Source organism: Snodgrassella communis (genome assembly GCF_914768045.1).
In the GTDB taxonomy this organism is placed as follows: domain Bacteria; phylum Pseudomonadota; class Gammaproteobacteria; order Burkholderiales; family Neisseriaceae; genus Snodgrassella; species Snodgrassella communis.
Window position 1 is genome coordinate 265,587 of the sequence record NZ_CAJZCD010000001.1, and the last position, 16,505, is coordinate 282,091.

General features: G+C 40.3%; 16 protein-coding genes. 11 read left to right on the forward strand and 5 right to left on the reverse strand.

Annotated features, from left to right (window positions below; all coding sequences use genetic code 11):
* Positions 1-2 precede the first annotated feature (2 nt).
* Genes MJ761_RS01165 through MJ761_RS01175 form a run of 3 tightly spaced genes read right to left on the reverse strand, consistent with a single transcriptional unit; the run spans position 3 to position 3,525 of the window.
* Positions 3-1,865: a DUF3732 domain-containing protein gene (locus tag MJ761_RS01165; RefSeq protein ID WP_093091229.1), complete on the reverse strand. Its 1,863-nt coding sequence runs from the start codon at positions 1,863-1,865 to the stop codon at positions 3-5.
* A complete protein-coding gene (locus tag MJ761_RS01170) occupies positions 1,862-2,314 on the reverse strand; it encodes a three component ABC system middle component (RefSeq protein WP_093091231.1) in 453 nt (150 codons plus the stop codon). The genes MJ761_RS01165 and MJ761_RS01170 overlap by 4 nt, the downstream gene beginning before the upstream one ends.
* A complete protein-coding gene (locus MJ761_RS01175) occupies positions 2,311-3,525 on the reverse strand; it encodes an ABC-three component system protein (RefSeq protein ID WP_093091233.1) in 1,215 nt (404 codons plus the stop codon). The genes MJ761_RS01170 and MJ761_RS01175 overlap by 4 nt, the downstream gene beginning before the upstream one ends.
* Before the next feature lie 386 nt (positions 3,526-3,911).
* Between MJ761_RS01175 and MJ761_RS01180 the strand changes: the two genes are divergently transcribed.
* On the forward strand, positions 3,912-5,612 hold the full coding sequence (locus MJ761_RS01180) for a formate--tetrahydrofolate ligase (protein ID WP_093091235.1): 1,701 nt from the start codon (positions 3,912-3,914) through the stop codon (positions 5,610-5,612).
* 293 nt (positions 5,613-5,905) lie between these two features.
* On the opposite strand, the gene tal is transcribed toward MJ761_RS01180, so the two are convergent.
* Entirely contained in the window at positions 5,906-6,961 is a 1,056-nt protein-coding gene (gene tal / locus MJ761_RS01185; RefSeq protein WP_093091237.1) for a transaldolase, read from the reverse strand.
* 201 nt (positions 6,962-7,162) lie between these two features.
* Between tal and MJ761_RS01190 the strand changes: the two genes are divergently transcribed.
* From MJ761_RS01190 to MJ761_RS01225, 8 genes are all read left to right on the forward strand, one after another.
* Positions 7,163-8,137: a KpsF/GutQ family sugar-phosphate isomerase gene (locus MJ761_RS01190; RefSeq protein WP_093091356.1), complete on the forward strand. Its 975-nt coding sequence runs from the start codon at positions 7,163-7,165 to the stop codon at positions 8,135-8,137.
* 41 nt (positions 8,138-8,178) lie between these two features.
* Positions 8,179-8,712 carry a 3-deoxy-manno-octulosonate-8-phosphatase KdsC gene (gene kdsC / locus MJ761_RS01195; RefSeq protein WP_093091358.1) on the forward strand — a complete coding sequence of 178 codons (534 nt, stop codon included), beginning with the start codon at positions 8,179-8,181 and terminating at the stop codon, positions 8,710-8,712.
* Positions 8,709-9,293, forward strand: a complete 585-nt coding sequence (lptC, locus tag MJ761_RS01200) for an LPS export ABC transporter periplasmic protein LptC (RefSeq protein WP_037404951.1) — start codon at positions 8,709-8,711, stop codon at positions 9,291-9,293. Before kdsC ends, lptC begins: the two co-directional genes overlap by 4 nt.
* Positions 9,274-9,777 (forward strand): lipopolysaccharide transport periplasmic protein LptA, encoded by a 504-nt coding sequence (gene lptA / locus MJ761_RS01205; RefSeq protein ID WP_093091239.1) that lies wholly within the window; start codon positions 9,274-9,276, stop codon positions 9,775-9,777. Before lptC ends, lptA begins: the two co-directional genes overlap by 20 nt.
* 9 nt (positions 9,778-9,786) lie before the next feature.
* Positions 9,787-10,530: an LPS export ABC transporter ATP-binding protein gene (lptB, locus tag MJ761_RS01210; RefSeq protein ID WP_093091241.1), complete on the forward strand. Its 744-nt coding sequence runs from the start codon at positions 9,787-9,789 to the stop codon at positions 10,528-10,530.
* 6 nt (positions 10,531-10,536) lie between these two features.
* On the forward strand, positions 10,537-11,916 hold the full coding sequence (gene rpoN / locus MJ761_RS01215) for an RNA polymerase factor sigma-54 (protein ID WP_093091243.1): 1,380 nt from the start codon (positions 10,537-10,539) through the stop codon (positions 11,914-11,916).
* A 64-nt stretch (positions 11,917-11,980) separates the two neighbouring features.
* The gene (hpf, locus tag MJ761_RS01220) at positions 11,981-12,313 is read left to right on the forward strand and encodes a ribosome hibernation-promoting factor, HPF/YfiA family (protein ID WP_093091245.1); all 333 of its coding nucleotides are present in this window, start codon (positions 11,981-11,983) and stop codon (positions 12,311-12,313) included.
* Positions 12,314-12,505: 192 nt separating this feature from the next.
* Positions 12,506-12,709, forward strand: a complete 204-nt coding sequence (locus MJ761_RS01225) for a glycine zipper 2TM domain-containing protein (RefSeq protein ID WP_093091247.1) — start codon at positions 12,506-12,508, stop codon at positions 12,707-12,709.
* 70 nt (positions 12,710-12,779) lie between these two features.
* Here MJ761_RS01225 and MJ761_RS01230 read toward each other — a convergent pair whose 3' ends face one another.
* Entirely contained in the window at positions 12,780-14,345 is a 1,566-nt protein-coding gene (locus tag MJ761_RS01230) for a TerC family protein (RefSeq protein WP_093091249.1), read from the reverse strand.
* 275 nt (positions 14,346-14,620) lie between these two features.
* Here MJ761_RS01230 and yihA point away from each other — a divergent pair, with 275 nt between their 5' ends.
* Together yihA and MJ761_RS01240 are read left to right on the forward strand one after the other, a co-directional pair.
* The gene (yihA, locus tag MJ761_RS01235; protein ID WP_093091251.1) at positions 14,621-15,271 is read left to right on the forward strand and encodes a ribosome biogenesis GTP-binding protein YihA/YsxC; all 651 of its coding nucleotides are present in this window, start codon (positions 14,621-14,623) and stop codon (positions 15,269-15,271) included.
* Positions 15,272-15,648: 377 nt separating this feature from the next.
* Positions 15,649-16,062 carry a PoNe immunity protein domain-containing protein gene (locus MJ761_RS01240; RefSeq protein ID WP_141683402.1) on the forward strand — a complete coding sequence of 138 codons (414 nt, stop codon included), beginning with the start codon at positions 15,649-15,651 and terminating at the stop codon, positions 16,060-16,062.
* Positions 16,063-16,505 lie beyond the last annotated feature (443 nt).

The window sequence follows — 16,505 nt, forward strand, 5'->3', positions numbered from 1 at the left end:
TCTTATATAAGTTCATTTGGTATAAGGGCATTCCCATCAATAAATTCATCAATCAAAATAAAATTTGGCAATTTTTCCCAATCACTTGGTAATGCATGTTCTGTCAAAATTATTTGAAACGGGGTTTTATTTTTAATAACCATTGTATCAATAAAAGAATTAAGCACATGAAAAATTGTTTGCAGCATTTCTTGATCTTTTTCATAGCGCAAAAAGGGAATGCTAGGCTGGTCAATAAAAATAATTTGTGGCACATAATGAATATTCATATTAAACATATGTATATGCAACGCCAAGTACATGCATAAATGCAAAAACACATAATTAGCCTGACTCCCTATCTCACTAATAGGAAAGAATGACGCCATATTTGGTGGGCAGATATCTAATGTTAAATTTTTTATATTCAAAGCCACACTATATTCACTATACTCTGTGAACCAGTTAAGTTGAGTATAGACTTTCTGTATACATTCATTTAATAAGCGTATTTTTTGTAATTTTATAATCTCATATTGGCATTCAGCAGATTCCTTAGAAAATTCATCTTTTTTGTCATTTAAACGCTGTAATTCTTTTAAGTTAGTCGCTAAATCACATTCAATTTTATTAATCTCTTCAGCATTCAAAAGAGATTTTAATCTACCTTCTATATTTCCAATATTGATAAAACTTGCATTGTCGTGCAAAAAATTATTTGATGATTTATTTTTTTCTTTAATTTGCCTATTAATATTATTTAGTTGTTCTTCAAATACTTTCAAATCTTCAGAAACATCTAATGGTGAAATTTGTTGATTAATACTTTTCTTAATCTTGGAAAAAGAATCTGCCAGCGACTGTAAAAATAATTGTGTTTCATAAGAGTTGGCCAGTTGATTTGACAAATTCTCATTTAAAAATTCAATTGGTTGTAGGCTATCTGCCAACTTCCTTAAATTTTCTCTGTAATTTTCATATTCTCGTTTGTATTTTTTTAACTTCTGTATTTCTAGAATAATATCATTTCTTTTTTGATTGAGTCTTTCATCATCTTCATCAAGACCAGAATTACCTACTGCCATACTTTTAGCGATGATAATGATTTGCTCAATCAATGTTATTGCTTCGTTTTCATTTTTAAATGTTTGCGATGAATCAATAAAATTGTATTTTTTAGAATCATCAATTAATGATTTTACTTTATTTTTATATTCTTCGATTATTTTTTCATTTTTTTTAATATTACCTATAATTTGATTAATTTCTCTAGTAATTCCTTTTGTAGCTTTATTTGTAGCTTTTATTTCAACATTATTAGCGCCAATAATTAATTCAAATATATGATTGAGCATTTTACCAGTGCCGCTATATTTGAAATCGTCGCTAAAAAATTTTTGGTCAAAATATATATCAGGTTGAGCAATAATTTTTTCTGTTAATGTACAGAAAATCAAAAAATGTCGATAAGATAATAAATTATTGTAAGCCTGTTTCAATTCATTAGAAAAGTTAAAATATTTATTTAGATGTTGTTTAGTCTTTAAGATAGTTTGGTTACTTACGGGTTTTTCAGGTAAAGGGCCTAAACTAAAATATATATCTTGAGATACAATACCGTTTTCTGGGGAGCTTCGAGCTATGGAGATTTCTTGCCCATCAAGAATTAAACGGATTCCAAACCACGATACAGCATTAGCAATTTTATCTGCAATTTGTGTTTTACCAGAAAGTAAACAATAATCAACAATACGCCAGATAGTGGTTTTACCAGTACTTGAACTTCCTGTAATAACATTAATTTTATTGGGTTTAAACAAATAACTTTTAGGAGATATGGATTCGTTTTTAAACCAAAGTTTAATTTCGAGTAATATAAATTTCATAACTGTATCTTAAATATGATGTACAAATCAGTAAGTGAATAATCTTTAATCAATTCTACAAATATAGGTATGACTTTTTCTATTTTTATAAATCTTATCCCTAGTTTATTGATATCAAATTCAAGTTCTTTTTTTATAGATATCATATCTGTAATTTTTATCACACCACTTTTGCGCAAAATCATCAGTGCATTAATAGTAACAGGCAACAATGAAAGAAATCTGTTATTAAATGCAGTAAAATATAGACGTTTATCCTGAACAAACTGCTCTATATTTAAATAATTAACTTCTTTTCTTAATAGATGATTAACTGTACGGTTATCAAATAAGAAAGGCAAAATTAAGGGAGCTAATGCAATATCAATCTGTTTTAATTTATTTATCATGGACAATAAAGCAGTTGTAGCAATAGCTTCGTTATTATAAAGATAATATATTGGTTTCATGATTTTTTATACCTATTCTGCCAGTCATAATGCCAGCCTATCCTTAATTCGTCAGATAATGCATAAAGATGACCTTGATGTATAACTAAATTATAGAATTTATCATGACCTGGAATGCCAATATATTCTTCATGTAATTCATCGACAAGTGTGATAGCTTGGTGTTTGATTTCATTGTCTAACTCATCAATTGAAATACCCTGATTTAACTTTTTAGTTATCTCTCGATATAAACGCTTTGATTTTGTATTGCAAAGATCTATACAATTATTATCATACTGTTCTATATCAGACTGGCTAACCATCCCCTTTCTAACCCAATAAAAAACATTATCAATCATTTTTAACTTCTTGAAAGTCAAGTCAAGAATTTCTTCGGATTGTGGTTGAATATACTCTATATCAAGTAATTGCCTTATAAATATTTGATTTTCCAAATTATCTGGAATAACACAAACTGGTTCTCGTATTGGTAACTGATTAGGATTAAATGCATAATCCATGCAATTACCGAATCTAGTCGTAAAATCATCAAAGGTTATTATGAATTCTTTTCTATTTTTAATATCAAAATATCTAGCTTTAGATATATTAGAGTAATACTTATCGAAAATTGCCTCTACAAAATTCTCTTTTCTACACATGTAAAGAATTTGATCTTCAATTTTTTTTATAAGATTATCAACACCTAAATCAATTGACAAATTTAAGAAAAATAATTTCAGTTTTATTATATCAAGATTTTTAATTTTATCTATACAATCTAGGATTGTCTGATTTTTAGTTTTTATATTTAAAATATATTCTTTAAATACATCTATATTTTTAGTTTTTTGAAAATTACTAAGCTGCTTAATAAACTCATTTCCATTTTCATTCATATTTGTAACTAGTACAAAAGAATATTTCTCTAAATTAAGCCCAAAAGAAATTAAATTTAGCCAAGAAGATAATGTATCCCAAAAACCATCATTTAAAGTGGCCATATTTTTTACTTTCCCATTTGCTTTATTAATGGAATGCTTCAACTGAAGTAAAATAATTGACCCATCTTCTTTTTCTATATGAATATCATCTTTAATTTCAAAACCAATTTTCTGACCTTTTCTTAATTCCAATGCTAAAAAAAGAAAGTAAAGAAATTGATAATCATATCCTGTAACAGATGCAGCAGCAGAACGCTTAACTTCTTGTTTTGTCAATTGGTCCATAATAAAGGCTTTTGAATTAACAGTATTTAATTATATTTAGATACAAATCACAGATAAACCTAGTACTACTTATATTTTACATAAATTTTCTATACAAGGACTATTTGTAGCAAAAAAGCTAAAATTATTAATAAAATTTATACACTCTTCTATTAAATTAAAATATAAATGAAATATTTAGCATTTGTAGTCTTAGAAATTATTCTGATTACACCATATTTATACCACAAATGTAATTTTATGTTAATTAATTTGGCTGTTTTTTATTACATAAAACTTAATACAAGCTCTAAAATATAAAATAGGTTAATATTATTACTATTTTTTACGTAAATGTTGCTTAATTATTGAATTTTATTAAACTCACTATCAGGAATTAAATAAACATGGCCTTTACCCTTTCTTCCATTACAGAAATCGCCCACAACTGTGGCATCCCAGAGCAATATCTTATTCCTTATGGTCATGAAGTAGCCAAGGTGGATTTGCAGATGATTCAGCCAGATGCAAAACAAGGCAAGCTGGTACTGGTGTCGGCGATTACGCCTACGCCGCTGGGTGAAGGTAAAACGGTTACGACAATCGGGCTGAGTCAGGGGCTGAATTTTATCGGGCAGAAAGCGATTGCCTGTATCCGCCAGCCCAGTCTGGGGCCGGTGTTTGGGGTGAAAGGTGGTGCTGCCGGAGGCGGTAAGGCGCAGGTGTTGCCGATGGAGAAGCTTAATCTGCATTTAACCGGTGATATTCATGCGATTACGGCGGCGCATGATCTGGCCTCTGCGGCACTGGATGCACGCTTATATCATGAGGAGCATCTGGGTGAGGAGTTTACGGCGCAAACGCAGTTGCCACGGCTGAATATTGATAAAAACCGGATTGTGTGGAAAAGGGTTATTGACCATAACGACCGTGCGCTGCGCCGGATTAAGGTGGGCGTGGGTGGTGGTGTTAATGGGGTAGAACGGGAAGACGGGTTTGAGATTTCGGCAGCTTCGGAGCTGATGGCGATTCTGGCTCTGGCTACTGATTTACAGGATATGCGCCAGCGTATCGGGCGGATTATTCTGGCTTATGATACTCAGGGTAATCCGGTTACGGCAGAACAACTGGAGGTAGCCGGTGCGATGACGGTATTACTGAAAGAGGCGATTAATCCCAATCTGATGCAGACGGCGGAGCAGACGCCGGTGCTGATTCATGCCGGTCCGTTTGCCAATATTGCGCATGGGAATTCTTCAGTGCTGGCAGATAAGGTGGGATTGCAGCTCGCTGATTATGTGGTTACTGAAGCTGGTTTTGGTTCGGATATGGGTATGGAGAAGTTCTTTAATATCAAATATCGCCAGACTGGTGTGGCGCCGTCGTGTGTGGTGCTGGTGGCTACGGTGCGCAGTTTGAAATCCAACAGTGGCCGCTTCAATATTAAGCCCGGGCAGGCGTTACCGACGGAGGTAACGCAATGTAATGTGGAACTGCTGGCAGAAGGCAGTGCCAATCTGGGCTGGCATATTCAGAATGCGAAAAGTTATGGTTTGCCGGTGATTGTGGCGATTAACCGCTTCCCATACGATCATGATGAAGAACTGGATTTTGTTAAACAATATGCTTTGGAACACGGAGCCTGTGCTTGTGAAATCAGTAATGCGTTTACTCAGGGCGGTGCAGGTACGCAAGCGCTGGCGCGGCATGTGGTGGCTGCGTGTGCACAGGATAATGCGGTTACTCTGCCCTATGCGGACAATATGCCGCTGGCAGAAAAGATTCAGACGATGGCGAAAAAATATGGCGCGCGTCAGGCTAATTTGTCGGCACAGGCTGAGCAGAATCTGGCGGAAATCCAGCGGCTTAAGCTCGACCATCTGCCTTTGTGTATGGTGAAAACGCCGTTATCTATCAGTGCCGACCCTAATCTGAAAAATGTGCCTACTGATTTTGATGTTGAAATTACACGTTTGCAGCTATCAGCCGGTGCCGGTTTTATTCGGGTGTATGCGGGTAATGTGATGACGATGCCGGGGCTGGGTACTTTACCTGCTTACCGCCAGATTGATGTTGATGCTGCGGGCAATATTGTCGGCTTGCATTAGTGTTGTTTGAGCTTAATTAATACGGATAGGTGTTAATTATCTCAGGAAAGGCCACGATGGTTTGTATGCTGTTGTGGCTTTTTTCTTGCGGTCTATTGTGGCGGGTTATGCTGGTACGGCTTAGATAGATGGTGTTTTTGAGCTATATAAAGTAATTTGGCAAATATTATCATCTTTGTTTATATTTAATTTATTGCACAATTATATTTAACAATTTTATAATTTAAAATTAAAATAACAGGTATAAATTAAACATAATATAATTTATACCTGTTATTTTTTAACTTAAACCTTTAATTCAAAGGTTGCAATAAGGCATCGAAGGCATCTATAAATTGTTGTAATCCTTCCTGTTGCAGGCGGCTGGCCAGTATTTCAAGGTTGATACCTAGTTGCTCGATTTCAATCAGTACGCTTTTGGCGTGTTGTACGTCCTGAGTCAGGGTAGCCGCAGCTTTACCATGGTCGATAAAGGCGTTGAGGGTATTGGCCGGTACGGTATTGATGGTGTCTGCACCAATGATGTTTTCTATGTAGCAGACGTCGGAATAAGCCGGATTTTTGGTGCCGGTAGAGGCCCAGAGCAAACGCAGTGGTGCAGCCTGCTGTGCAGCCAGATCGGTAAACTCGCGGCTTTGGATAAATTGCTGCCATTCGGCATAGGCGGTTTTGGCCAGTGCTATGGCGGTTTTGCCCTGTAAAGAAGCTGGCAGGGTGATGTCCAGTGCGCTGTCAATCCGCGACAGGAAGAAGCTGGCTACTACCTGTATGCGGTTAACGGGCAGGTTGTTGGCCAGACGCTGGCGAATGCCGGCTGCATGTGCCTGCCATGATTTTTGCAGCTGAGCTTTGGAAAACAGCAGGGTAAGGTTGACGTTGATGCCTTGTGCCACGAGTGTGGTTAAAGCCTGTATGCCGCTATCGGTAGCAGGTATTTTTATCATGACGTTGGAGCGGTCGAGCAGCTGCCATAAGCGTACGGCTTCGGTAACGGTGGCCTGTGCGTCATCGGCCAGATCAGGAGCGACTTCCAGACTGACAAAACCGGCTTTTCCCTGACTGCTTTCATATAAAGGCAGGCAAATATCACAAGCAGCCTGTACATCCGCCACGGCTAGCTGTTCGTAACGTTGTTTCGGGGTTAGTGCCTGCTGTTTGAGGCGGGCAATATCGTTTTGGTACAGGCTGTCGCCGGCAAAGGCTTTCTGAAAAATGGCCGGATTGGAAGTCACGCCACTGATGCCCGCCTCCAGCATTTGGACCAGCTCTCCTGACTGAATCAGGCTTCTGGAAAGGTTGTCTAGCCAGATTTGCTGTCCCAGTGTGTTGACTTGTGATAATACGGTCATTTTGTTTCCTTGTGGTAAATATCTGTTAGATATGATTTGTTTAGGTTAATCAATTGATTGAACCGGTTGTTAATGGGTTATGGCTTACTCTAACGAGGCTTGGGTATTTTGACAAGTTCCTTAAGCAAACATAATGACTGTTATCAGGTTATAATCAGGTTAAATTTGTTTTGTTTGCTTATTATTGCTGCTGATGGTGCTATGAACGTTCAGGATAAATATTTGGACTGGGGCAAGGAAGTTTTTGCTATTGAAGAACAGGCTGTACGGGAAGTTGCGTCCAGTCTGGATGAGCATTTTGCCGCGGCTGTGGCTACTATTCTGGATTGTCGCGGGCGGGTGATTATTACCGGTATGGGTAAAAGTGGCCATATCGGGCGCAAAATTGCTGCTTCTATGGCTTCTACTGGTACGCCAGCTTATTTTGTCCATCCGGCTGAAGCAGGACATGGCGATCTGGGTATGATTGTGGATGGCGATGTGTTGATTGCGCTGTCCAATTCTGGTGAAAGTGAAGAAATTCTGGCGCTGATACCGGCCATCAAGCGCAAACATGTGCAGTTAATCTGTATTACCGGCAAAGCCAGTTCCAGTATGGCGAAACATGCCGATATTCATTTGTGCGCTCATGTATCACATGAGGCTTGTCCGCTGGGGCTGGCGCCTACATCCAGTACCACTGCGGTGTTGGTACTGGGCGATGCGCTGACGGTTGCGTTATTGCGGGCGCGTCAGTTTACGCCGGAAGATTTTGCACTGAGCCATCCGGCCGGCAGTTTGGGTAAGCGTTTGTTGTTAACAGTGGCAGATGTGATGCATGGTGGTCAGGAAATGCCGCTGGTACAGGAAGATACGCTATTGCATCAGGCCATTGTGACTATGAGCGAAAAAGGTCTGGGTATGCTGATAGTGGTAGATTGCAACGGGCAGTTAAGTGGTTTATTTACAGATGGCGATTTACGCCGTCTGTTCCAGAATAACCAGCAATTGAAAGACTGGACAATGGCAGATGTGATGGGACATGCGCCTAAAACCATTAGGCCAGATCGGCTGGCTACGGAAGCGTTAAAAACCATGCAAACCAATAAGGTAAATGGTCTGGTGGTTATTGATGAGGATAACCGTCCGGTTGGTGCGCTGAATATGCATGATTTATTACAGGCGCGCATTGTTTAGGCGGTCTGGCAAGTTATTTTAAGGGTATATTGATGAATGCAATGATGTCTGCTACTGCACTCTTGCAGGCTGCACAGCAAATCAAGCTGTTTATTATGGATGTAGACGGTGTGCTGACTGATGGCCGTATTTTTATCCGTGATAATGGCGAGGAAATCAAGGCATTCCATACGCTGGACGGGCATGGGCTGAAAATGCTACACCGGCACGGTATCCAGACGGCAATTATCACCGGACGTGATGCGCCCTCTGTTGGGATTCGTGTTCAGCAGCTCGGTATTCAGCATTACTTTAAAGGTATTACGGATAAGCGCAGTTGTTATCAGCAACTGCTCCAGCAACTGGAATTAGGTGAACAGCAATGTGCTTATATCGGTGATGATGTGGTGGATTTACCGGTGATGAGACATTGCGGGCTGGCGATAGCCGTACCGAATGCGCATGCACTGGTATTACAGTATGCTGATTATGTTACTCGGGCGCAAGGTGGTGCCGGTGCGGTACGTGAAGTATGTGATTTGTTACTGGATGCACAAGGATTTCTGGCTGCTGAAATGGCGGAGTATCTGGCATGAGTGTGTTACGCAGCCGCAGTAACTGGGTTTTCCCGCTGATTCTGGCGGTGGCACTTGGTGGTATCAGCTTCTGGCTTGATCGCATTACTGAAGTGAAAATGGTGGAAATTCCGCTGAATCCGAAAGAACCAAAGTATGAGATTAGTACGATTAACGGCGAACGCTTTGATGAGCATGGGCAGTTAAGTGAAACGATCCATGCAACTGCTGCACGGCAGTTTCCGCAGCAGACTGTTATTTATATTGATAATCCTGATATGAGTTTGTATAAAAACGGCGCTGAACTGTATCGTATTAAGGCCAGTACCGGCCAGTATTATACTGACAGCCGGCAGGTGGATTTGCTTGGGCAGGTAGTGTGGCACAAGAAATCGGTAGGCGATGAACCGGAAGGCCAGCTGCAAACCAGTGTTTTACATGTAGATACACAAACTCAGGTAATTAAAACCGATGCGCCGGTCACATACCAGTATGGGATGTCGCATGGTACATCGCAAGGTTTTGAATATGACAAACAGCGCGGTTTTCTGAATTTACCCGCGCGTGTAAAGGCTATTATTTATGATCCGCATTCGCACTAGTGGTAAAGTTTTAGCAGCTATGCTGCTACTCGCAGGCAGCATGGATGTCTGGGCACTGGAAAGTGACCGGCAGCAACCAATTCAGATTGAGGCTGATCAGGGCTCTCTGGACAAACAGAATCAGACAACGGTGTTTACTGGTAATGTTAAAATGCGACAGGGTTCTATGTATATGAATGCTGCCCGTGTGACTGCGCATAAGGATAATACCGGTAACCAGACTATTATTGCTGATGGCAAACCGGCTACATTTGGCCAGCAACTGGAAAAAGACGGCATGGTATTTGGTCAGGGCGATAATGTGCATTATGAAAGCCAGAGTGGCATTGTTACCATTACTGGTAATGCTCAGGTAAACCGCGGCGGCGATATGGCGCGCGGCGCTGTAATTGTTTACAACACCAATACTGAAGTTTATACGGTTAAAAGTTCACCCAAAGGGCGGGTACATGTCATTATCCAACCACAACAGAAAAAGAAATAGGCTAGGCTCATGAATGTAACGTCTACTGTGCCGCAAAGCCAGCTATGTGTCAGCGGCCTGCAAAAAAGTTTTAAACAGCGTCAGGTAGTCAATGATGTTGCTTTGGAAGTAAATAGTGGTGAGGTAATCGGTTTACTTGGCCCGAATGGTGCCGGTAAAACCACTAGCTTCTATATGATTGTGGGGCTGATTGCTGCCGATGGTGGTCGTATAACATTAGATGGTCAGGACATCACTCATCGTCCGATTTATGAACGTGCCCGTTTGGGTTTGGGCTATCTGCCACAAGAGGCATCGATTTTCCGCAAAATGACGGTAGCCCAGAACATCAATGCTATTCTGGAAATCAGTTATCCGCCGGAAAAACGCGCTGAACAGCTGGAGCTGCTGCTTGCAGATCTGCATATTGAGCATATACGCAATAATACTGCGATTTCTCTGTCTGGTGGTGAACGTCGCCGCGCCGAAATTGCGCGGGTACTGGCAATGAATCCGCGCTTTATTCTGCTGGATGAACCTTTTGCCGGGGTTGATCCGATTGCGCTGATTGACATTCAAAATCTGATTTCATTCCTGAAACAGCGTGGTATCGGCACACTGATTACAGACCATAATGTGCGTGAAACCCTGCGTATCTGTGATCGCGCTTATATTATTAATCAGGGTAGTGTACTGGCTTCCGGTATACCAGAAGAACTGGTTAATAATGACCAGGTGCGCGCTGTTTATCTGGGTGAGCATTTCGAGTATTAAGTGCGTATGCAAAAGACCTCTACTCATCTTAAACTCAATCTTACTACACGTCTTAGTCCCAAGCTGCAACAATCATTACAGGTATTGCAGCTATCCACACTGGAACTACAGGAACTGGTTTCTGGCTGGCTGGCCGATAATCCTTTCCTCGAAGAAGTTGAAAATACGCCTGAGGATGCTACAATTTTTTCTCAGTATGTTCAGCCGCCACAACATGGCATGATGGAAGGCGAAAGCGATATCTGGGAAACGCTGGCCGATGAGCCTGATATGTATGCATTACTGCGCCGGCAGGTGTGTGAATACGACTTGGACGATGCTACGGCAGCTCTGGTTTATTTTTTGATTGATAATTTAAATGAACAGGGTTATCTGGACGGTAGTTTAACCGATCTGGTAGAAAATGCACCTCTGGAGTGGCGACTGGATGAAAAGGAGCTGGCTCGTGCGCTGGCTATCCTGCAACAGTTCGAACCAACGGGTGTTGGTGCACGTGATTTACAGGAATCGCTGCTACTGCAACTGGATAATCTGTCACTTGCACCAAGCGTGAATAGTGATGCCATTCATACCTGTGCGCACCTGTTGATTAGTGAATACTTTGGTCAGTGGCTCAGCACTCACCAGTTCAAGCAACTGTGCCGTAAATTGCCACAGTTTTCTGCCACTACTCTTGAAGCAGCCTGCAAACTGATTGGCACTCTGAATCCTTTTCCTTGTTATGGCTTACCTGATCGCAATGGTATTCTGGCTATACGTCCTGATCTGGAAGTGTATACCGATAACAACGGTTGCTGGCAAATCCGTATTCTGCGCGATGCTTTTCCACAATTGAAAATAGAAGCTGGTGTAGAGGAGTGGTTACAGCAAGAAAACACGGAAATGGATGCGATGTGCAAAAGCAAATGGCAGGAAGCACAAACCTGTATTAATAGTTTGCAAATGCGAAAAACCACTTTACAGCGTCTGGGGGAATGGATTTTGCAGCAGCAACAGGATTTTTTCAATTTTGGCTCACTGGCCTTAACTCCATTAACAATCAAGGAAACAGCTCAGGCACTGCAACTGGCAGAAAGCACCATTTCACGCGCGATTAATCAAAAATACCTGACTTGTTCACAAGGTGTTTTTCCTCTGCGTTACTTTTTCAGCCAGTCTGTAGCCACCACAGATGATGGCACAGGTAACAGCCAGACAGCTATTAAATCATTACTGCAAAGTATGATTAACGAAGAAGACCCGCAACATCCCTACTCTGATTCGTATCTGGTCAGCCAGTTGGCGAAACAGGGCATCAATCTGGCACGGCGCACAGTAGCAAAATATCGTGAGGCCTTGAAAATTCCACCGGCGCACCAACGTAAAGTACAATACAACAATCATTAATTTTCAGTTAGCTTATATAAAATTTATTTTGTCTTTCCCAAAACCCTTAAAAAGGAGTTAAGCTATGAACCTGAAATTTGTCGGGCAAAACCTAGACGTTACCGCTGCCTTGAAAGATTACACCGTGAGTAAGCTGGAACGTATTATTCGACATGCGGATCAGGTAATCAGTGCAACTGTTACTTTTTCGGTATTAAAAGTTCAGAAAAAAGCGGAAATTGACTTACATCTTTCTGGTAAAGACATCCATATTGATTGTGTTGATAATGATATGTATGCAGCCATTGATTGTTTGATGGATAAGCTGGATCGGGCAGTCATTAAATACAAGGAAAAAAAGCAGCCTTCACATCAGACACCCGAGATAATAACCGATATTGCCACAGAATCTGAATAACTTGTTAGCTACCTTAAAATTATACCGATATGAATACCTTTGCAGTTCTGAATGCAATTTTCTGCTAAACTGGTTCACTACAGGTATATAATCAATCAGGAAATAATACTTTGTCTGCTATTAACAGTTTTCTAGCAATACAAATATGAATTGATACAAAATTATTCTATTACTCTTGAAAAAGGTATTAACATGAAACTGAATATGAAAACATTGGTATTACTAGCCGCCACAGCTGCATCTCTCTCTGCCTGTGCAGACATGACACCAGCTCAGCGCAATACAGCTGCTGGTGTTGTCGTGGGCGGTGTGGCTGGTAATCTGCTGGGAAAAGATACCGGTGCAACCTTGGGTGGCGCTGCACTGGGTGGCGTTATTGGCAGCCAGATTAAATAATCAAATTGTTAAATGTAAAAAGCCTACTATGAATAGTAGGCTTTTTTTATGACTACCTGTCTGTACCGAGTTATTCAGCTTCTGGCAGTTCAATTTTGCTGATACGTACCCGTTCCAGACGATGGCCGTCCTTGCTCAATACTTCAAAACGATAACCGGCATAATCAATAGTATCGCCGACATCGGGGATATCCTGCATTTCTTCCATGATCAACCCTGCTACAGTATGATATTCAGCATCTTCCGGTAGTGTCGGCAAAGACAGATGCTGAGCCAGAATGGCATATTCCAGACTGCCATCTACGGTAACACTGTGATCAGCATTTTGCTGAATACTAGGTGCATCTGCGCGTTCATACTCTTCCGGAAAATCACCGGCAATGGTTTCCATTAAATCTTTCATGCTTACCAGCCCGAGAACGGCACCAAACTCATCCACGACCAAAGCAATATCTGCACTTCGTGAACGGAATAACTCCATAGCATCAAGCACGGTACTGCTATCAGGTAAGACTAGTGGCTGCCGCAAAGCGGCCTGAATATTTAACGATTCACCCTTTAAAAGTTGGTTTAACAAATCCTTTTTATTAACAAATCCCAAGGGTTCATCAATACCTGCCTTGCCTACTACTACCAGTCGGGAAAAGGGCGTATCTTGTAATTGCTGGTGCTGTTGTTGCCGTGGTTGCGATAAATCCAGTCGTTCAATATCGCTGCGTGGTGTCATTACGCCCATTATCGGTCGTTCTGCCAGAGTCAACACACTACGTATCATGGATTTTTCATTTTCTTCAAAATGCTCATCGTCTTCTGCTTGGGTGCCATTCTTAGCCAGCTCCTTTTCACGCAATCCCATCATCCCCAATACACTGTCTGCGGTACGATACCGCCATGAACGACCAATCATGTCATTACGGCGGCTATTACGTGTAGAAATCTGGTTAAAAATTTCAATCAGGATAGAAAAGGCGATAGCGGCATATAGGTAACCCTTAGGTATTGCAAAGTGCAACCCTTCAGCAATCAGGCTGAACCCAATCATCAGCAAAAAACCCAGACACAGCATCACCACTGTAGGATGCCGGTTTACAAACTCGGTTAATGGCCCGCTAGCCCAAATCATGATTGCCATAGCAATAATTACCGCCAGCATGGCTACTGTAATGTGTTGCACCATGGCTACAGCAGTAATCACCGAATCAAGTGAGAATACCGCATCCAGCACCACAATCTGCAATACCACACTCCAGAAACTGGCATATACAGCCACATTGGTAATCGAGGCTATGGCCGTATGGCCTTCCAGACGTTCATGTAATTCAGTGGTTGCCTTATAAAGCAGAAATAGTCCACCGCCAAACATAATCAGATCTTTAATCGAAACGGCAAAACCACCAATATGCACGAACGGCTTGGTTAGAGTAATAATAAAAGACATCAGTGCCAGCATCACAATACGGATGAGCACGGCCAACGTTAAGCCGGCTATGCGGGCATGGTCGCGCTGCTTCGGACTGGTTTTATTCGCCAGAATCGCCACAAATACCAGATTGTCTATACCCAGAACAATTTCCAGAATCACTAGGGTAATCAGCCCCACCCATGTGGCCGGTTCTCCCAACCAGCTAAAATCCATTTTCTTTTCCTATACGTTAAACAAAAACAGGCAGCCTGCTACACGAGCAAAGCTGCCTGAAACCAGAGAAAAACATGTCTACATGCACAATACTACTGCCCGAGACCCCGTCTTCCATCTGAATGTTTCCTTAAAATAAACTTGGTTTAGTTTAGCAGTATGATATAAAAAATCAAGTGCCGTACATCAAAACCACTGTTAATCTATCTTTCTAAACTCGGATTATGCTCAAAAAACATGGTATGCTATTACCTTGTTATCTTTTTTAGTTACTCATGAATCTGTTTCGTCACGCTCAGTTTTATACTACCGTTAATCACCTGAAAGATCTGCCTACAACAACCGCTGAAATTGCTTTTGTAGGTCGCAGTAATGCAGGTAAATCAAGCGCCATTAACACTCTGACCAACCACACCCGTTTGGCCTATGTGTCCAAAACGCCCGGTCGTACCCAGCATATCAATTTTTTTGAACTGACCAATGGCGGGTTCATGGTTGATTTACCCGGTTATGGTTATGCACAGGTACCGGAAGCAATACGCCGTCACTGGGTAACTTTACTAGGTGATTATCTGCAAACAAGGGCGCAGCTAATCGGGCTGATTCTGATTATGGATGCACGCCATCCACTTAAAGAGTTGGACAAACAGATGCTGGATTTTTTTGCGGTAACCAATCGCCCTGTTCATATTTTGTTATCCAAAGCAGACAAATTATCTAAAAATGAGCAGATTAAAACATTGGCCAGTGTTAAAAAAGCACTCCAACCATATTTTGCCCGCCAGCAAGTCACTGTACAACTATTCTCCAGTCTAAAAAAACACGGCATAGATGAGGTGAATCAGATTGTAGCTGATTGGTTTAACCAACACGCTTCTCTTCCTGTAGCAGAGACAGATACACCAGTACAGAAAGCAAACAATTAAATTTCCTGCTATAGAAAATTTATTAAGAAAATTAAAATGACTGGATTTGAACAACAATGCCGTCAGAACTATTAGATGAAGATTTTTACTATTATTTTCAGGAAAGACTTACAAAGCTAATTGGTATGGTCGATAACGTTATGAAAAAGGAAAAAGATGGTTATGCAGAATTTATGATAGAATTATAATATCAATAATTTTGTTTAACCTATACATTATAATTATAATTCAATAGGTTATTATCTAGAATAGGATGTATTTTAAGCTATATTCATAGCTCTATTGATTATGTAGATAAATATAATCTTGTCCATTCAGATGATTAGATAAATATTATTATATTAACGGAATATTTTAAAACTGAAACATTATCGAATTTGTTGTGGTTAGCAATTTTATTTAGACACCAAGATTGGTTTGAAACCATTGTTAAAGCTGTCGATTCTGCTCAAGAAAAACGAGAGAAAGCATTAGATAGTCTAATTGCAATGAAAATTGCAAACTACCCAATTACTGTAGAAAAAACACCACGAGAACTAAACTTTCGTAATCTTCTTTATAAAGCTATTCATGCGCAAACCGACAAAGATACGTTAAAGTTTTTAGATGAATACTTACGCCGTTGGTATGATGGTCTGCGTAAAACTGGATACAATTATGATGATAGTCATTTAAAACAGCAGGAGAACGCTAAAGACACTTGTTCTTTTGTGGGCTATTGGTGCTTTGAAGCCGCTGCGGTGGCACATTTGAAAGATATTGATGAGAGCAACCTACACCATTTTATTTAGTACCCCAAAGATAAGGTTGAATATGCTCGCAATAATCGTCAATAGATATTGCGTCAATTAATCGCAACGGGGGAAGATTATCGTTATTGTTGCTGGTTTTACAAGGTAGGCGCGTTAAGTCAATAGATTTCCCACTTTAAATATTAGCGCTAAAAAAGATTAACTAGGTTCATACTGATTATCATCAGGAAATAAATATGACATAAATAAAATATAAAGAGGTAATTTTGTGGTTTTAAGTTCCTCTAACAAGATCACTTTTAGTTAAACCAATAAAATTGATTAACTGGCCGTGTAGTATTTTCGTGTTAGTTTATATTAGTGGGCTTTTTTATAGCCAGCCTGAATCATTTACAGATAAGATGTAAATTAAATCAGACAATTTTATATCAATAACGGATACATTAATCTTATGCCTAAACAGGTAATCCGGATAAAGACAA

Bases quoted from the DNA above. Each gene is read 5' to 3' on its own strand.
- MJ761_RS01180 (WP_093091235.1), top strand. From the start codon at position 3,912: ATGGCCTTTACCCTTTCTTCCATTACAGAAATCGCCCACAACTGTGGC.
- MJ761_RS01175 (WP_093091233.1), bottom strand. From the start codon at position 3,525: ATGGACCAATTGACAAAACAAGAAGTTAAGCGTTCTGCTGCTGCATCT.
- MJ761_RS01190 (WP_093091356.1), top strand. From the start codon at position 7,163: ATGAACGTTCAGGATAAATATTTGGACTGGGGCAAGGAAGTTTTTGCT.
- tal (WP_093091237.1), bottom strand. From the start codon at position 6,961: ATGACCGTATTATCACAAGTCAACACACTGGGACAGCAAATCTGGCTA.
- MJ761_RS01230 (WP_093091249.1), bottom strand. From the start codon at position 14,345: ATGGATTTTAGCTGGTTGGGAGAACCGGCCACATGGGTGGGGCTGATT.
- kdsC (WP_093091358.1), top strand. From the start codon at position 8,179: ATGATGTCTGCTACTGCACTCTTGCAGGCTGCACAGCAAATCAAGCTG.
- lptC (WP_037404951.1), top strand. From the start codon at position 8,709: ATGAGTGTGTTACGCAGCCGCAGTAACTGGGTTTTCCCGCTGATTCTG.
- rpoN (WP_093091243.1), top strand. From the start codon at position 10,537: ATGCAAAAGACCTCTACTCATCTTAAACTCAATCTTACTACACGTCTT.
- MJ761_RS01225 (WP_093091247.1), top strand. From the start codon at position 12,506: ATGAAACTGAATATGAAAACATTGGTATTACTAGCCGCCACAGCTGCA.
- MJ761_RS01170 (WP_093091231.1), bottom strand. From the start codon at position 2,314: ATGAAACCAATATATTATCTTTATAATAACGAAGCTATTGCTACAACT.
- hpf (WP_093091245.1), top strand. From the start codon at position 11,981: ATGAACCTGAAATTTGTCGGGCAAAACCTAGACGTTACCGCTGCCTTG.
- yihA (WP_093091251.1), top strand. From the start codon at position 14,621: ATGAATCTGTTTCGTCACGCTCAGTTTTATACTACCGTTAATCACCTG.
- lptA (WP_093091239.1), top strand. From the start codon at position 9,274: ATGATCCGCATTCGCACTAGTGGTAAAGTTTTAGCAGCTATGCTGCTA.
- MJ761_RS01165 (WP_093091229.1), bottom strand. From the start codon at position 1,865: ATGAAATTTATATTACTCGAAATTAAACTTTGGTTTAAAAACGAATCC.
- lptB (WP_093091241.1), top strand. From the start codon at position 9,787: ATGAATGTAACGTCTACTGTGCCGCAAAGCCAGCTATGTGTCAGCGGC.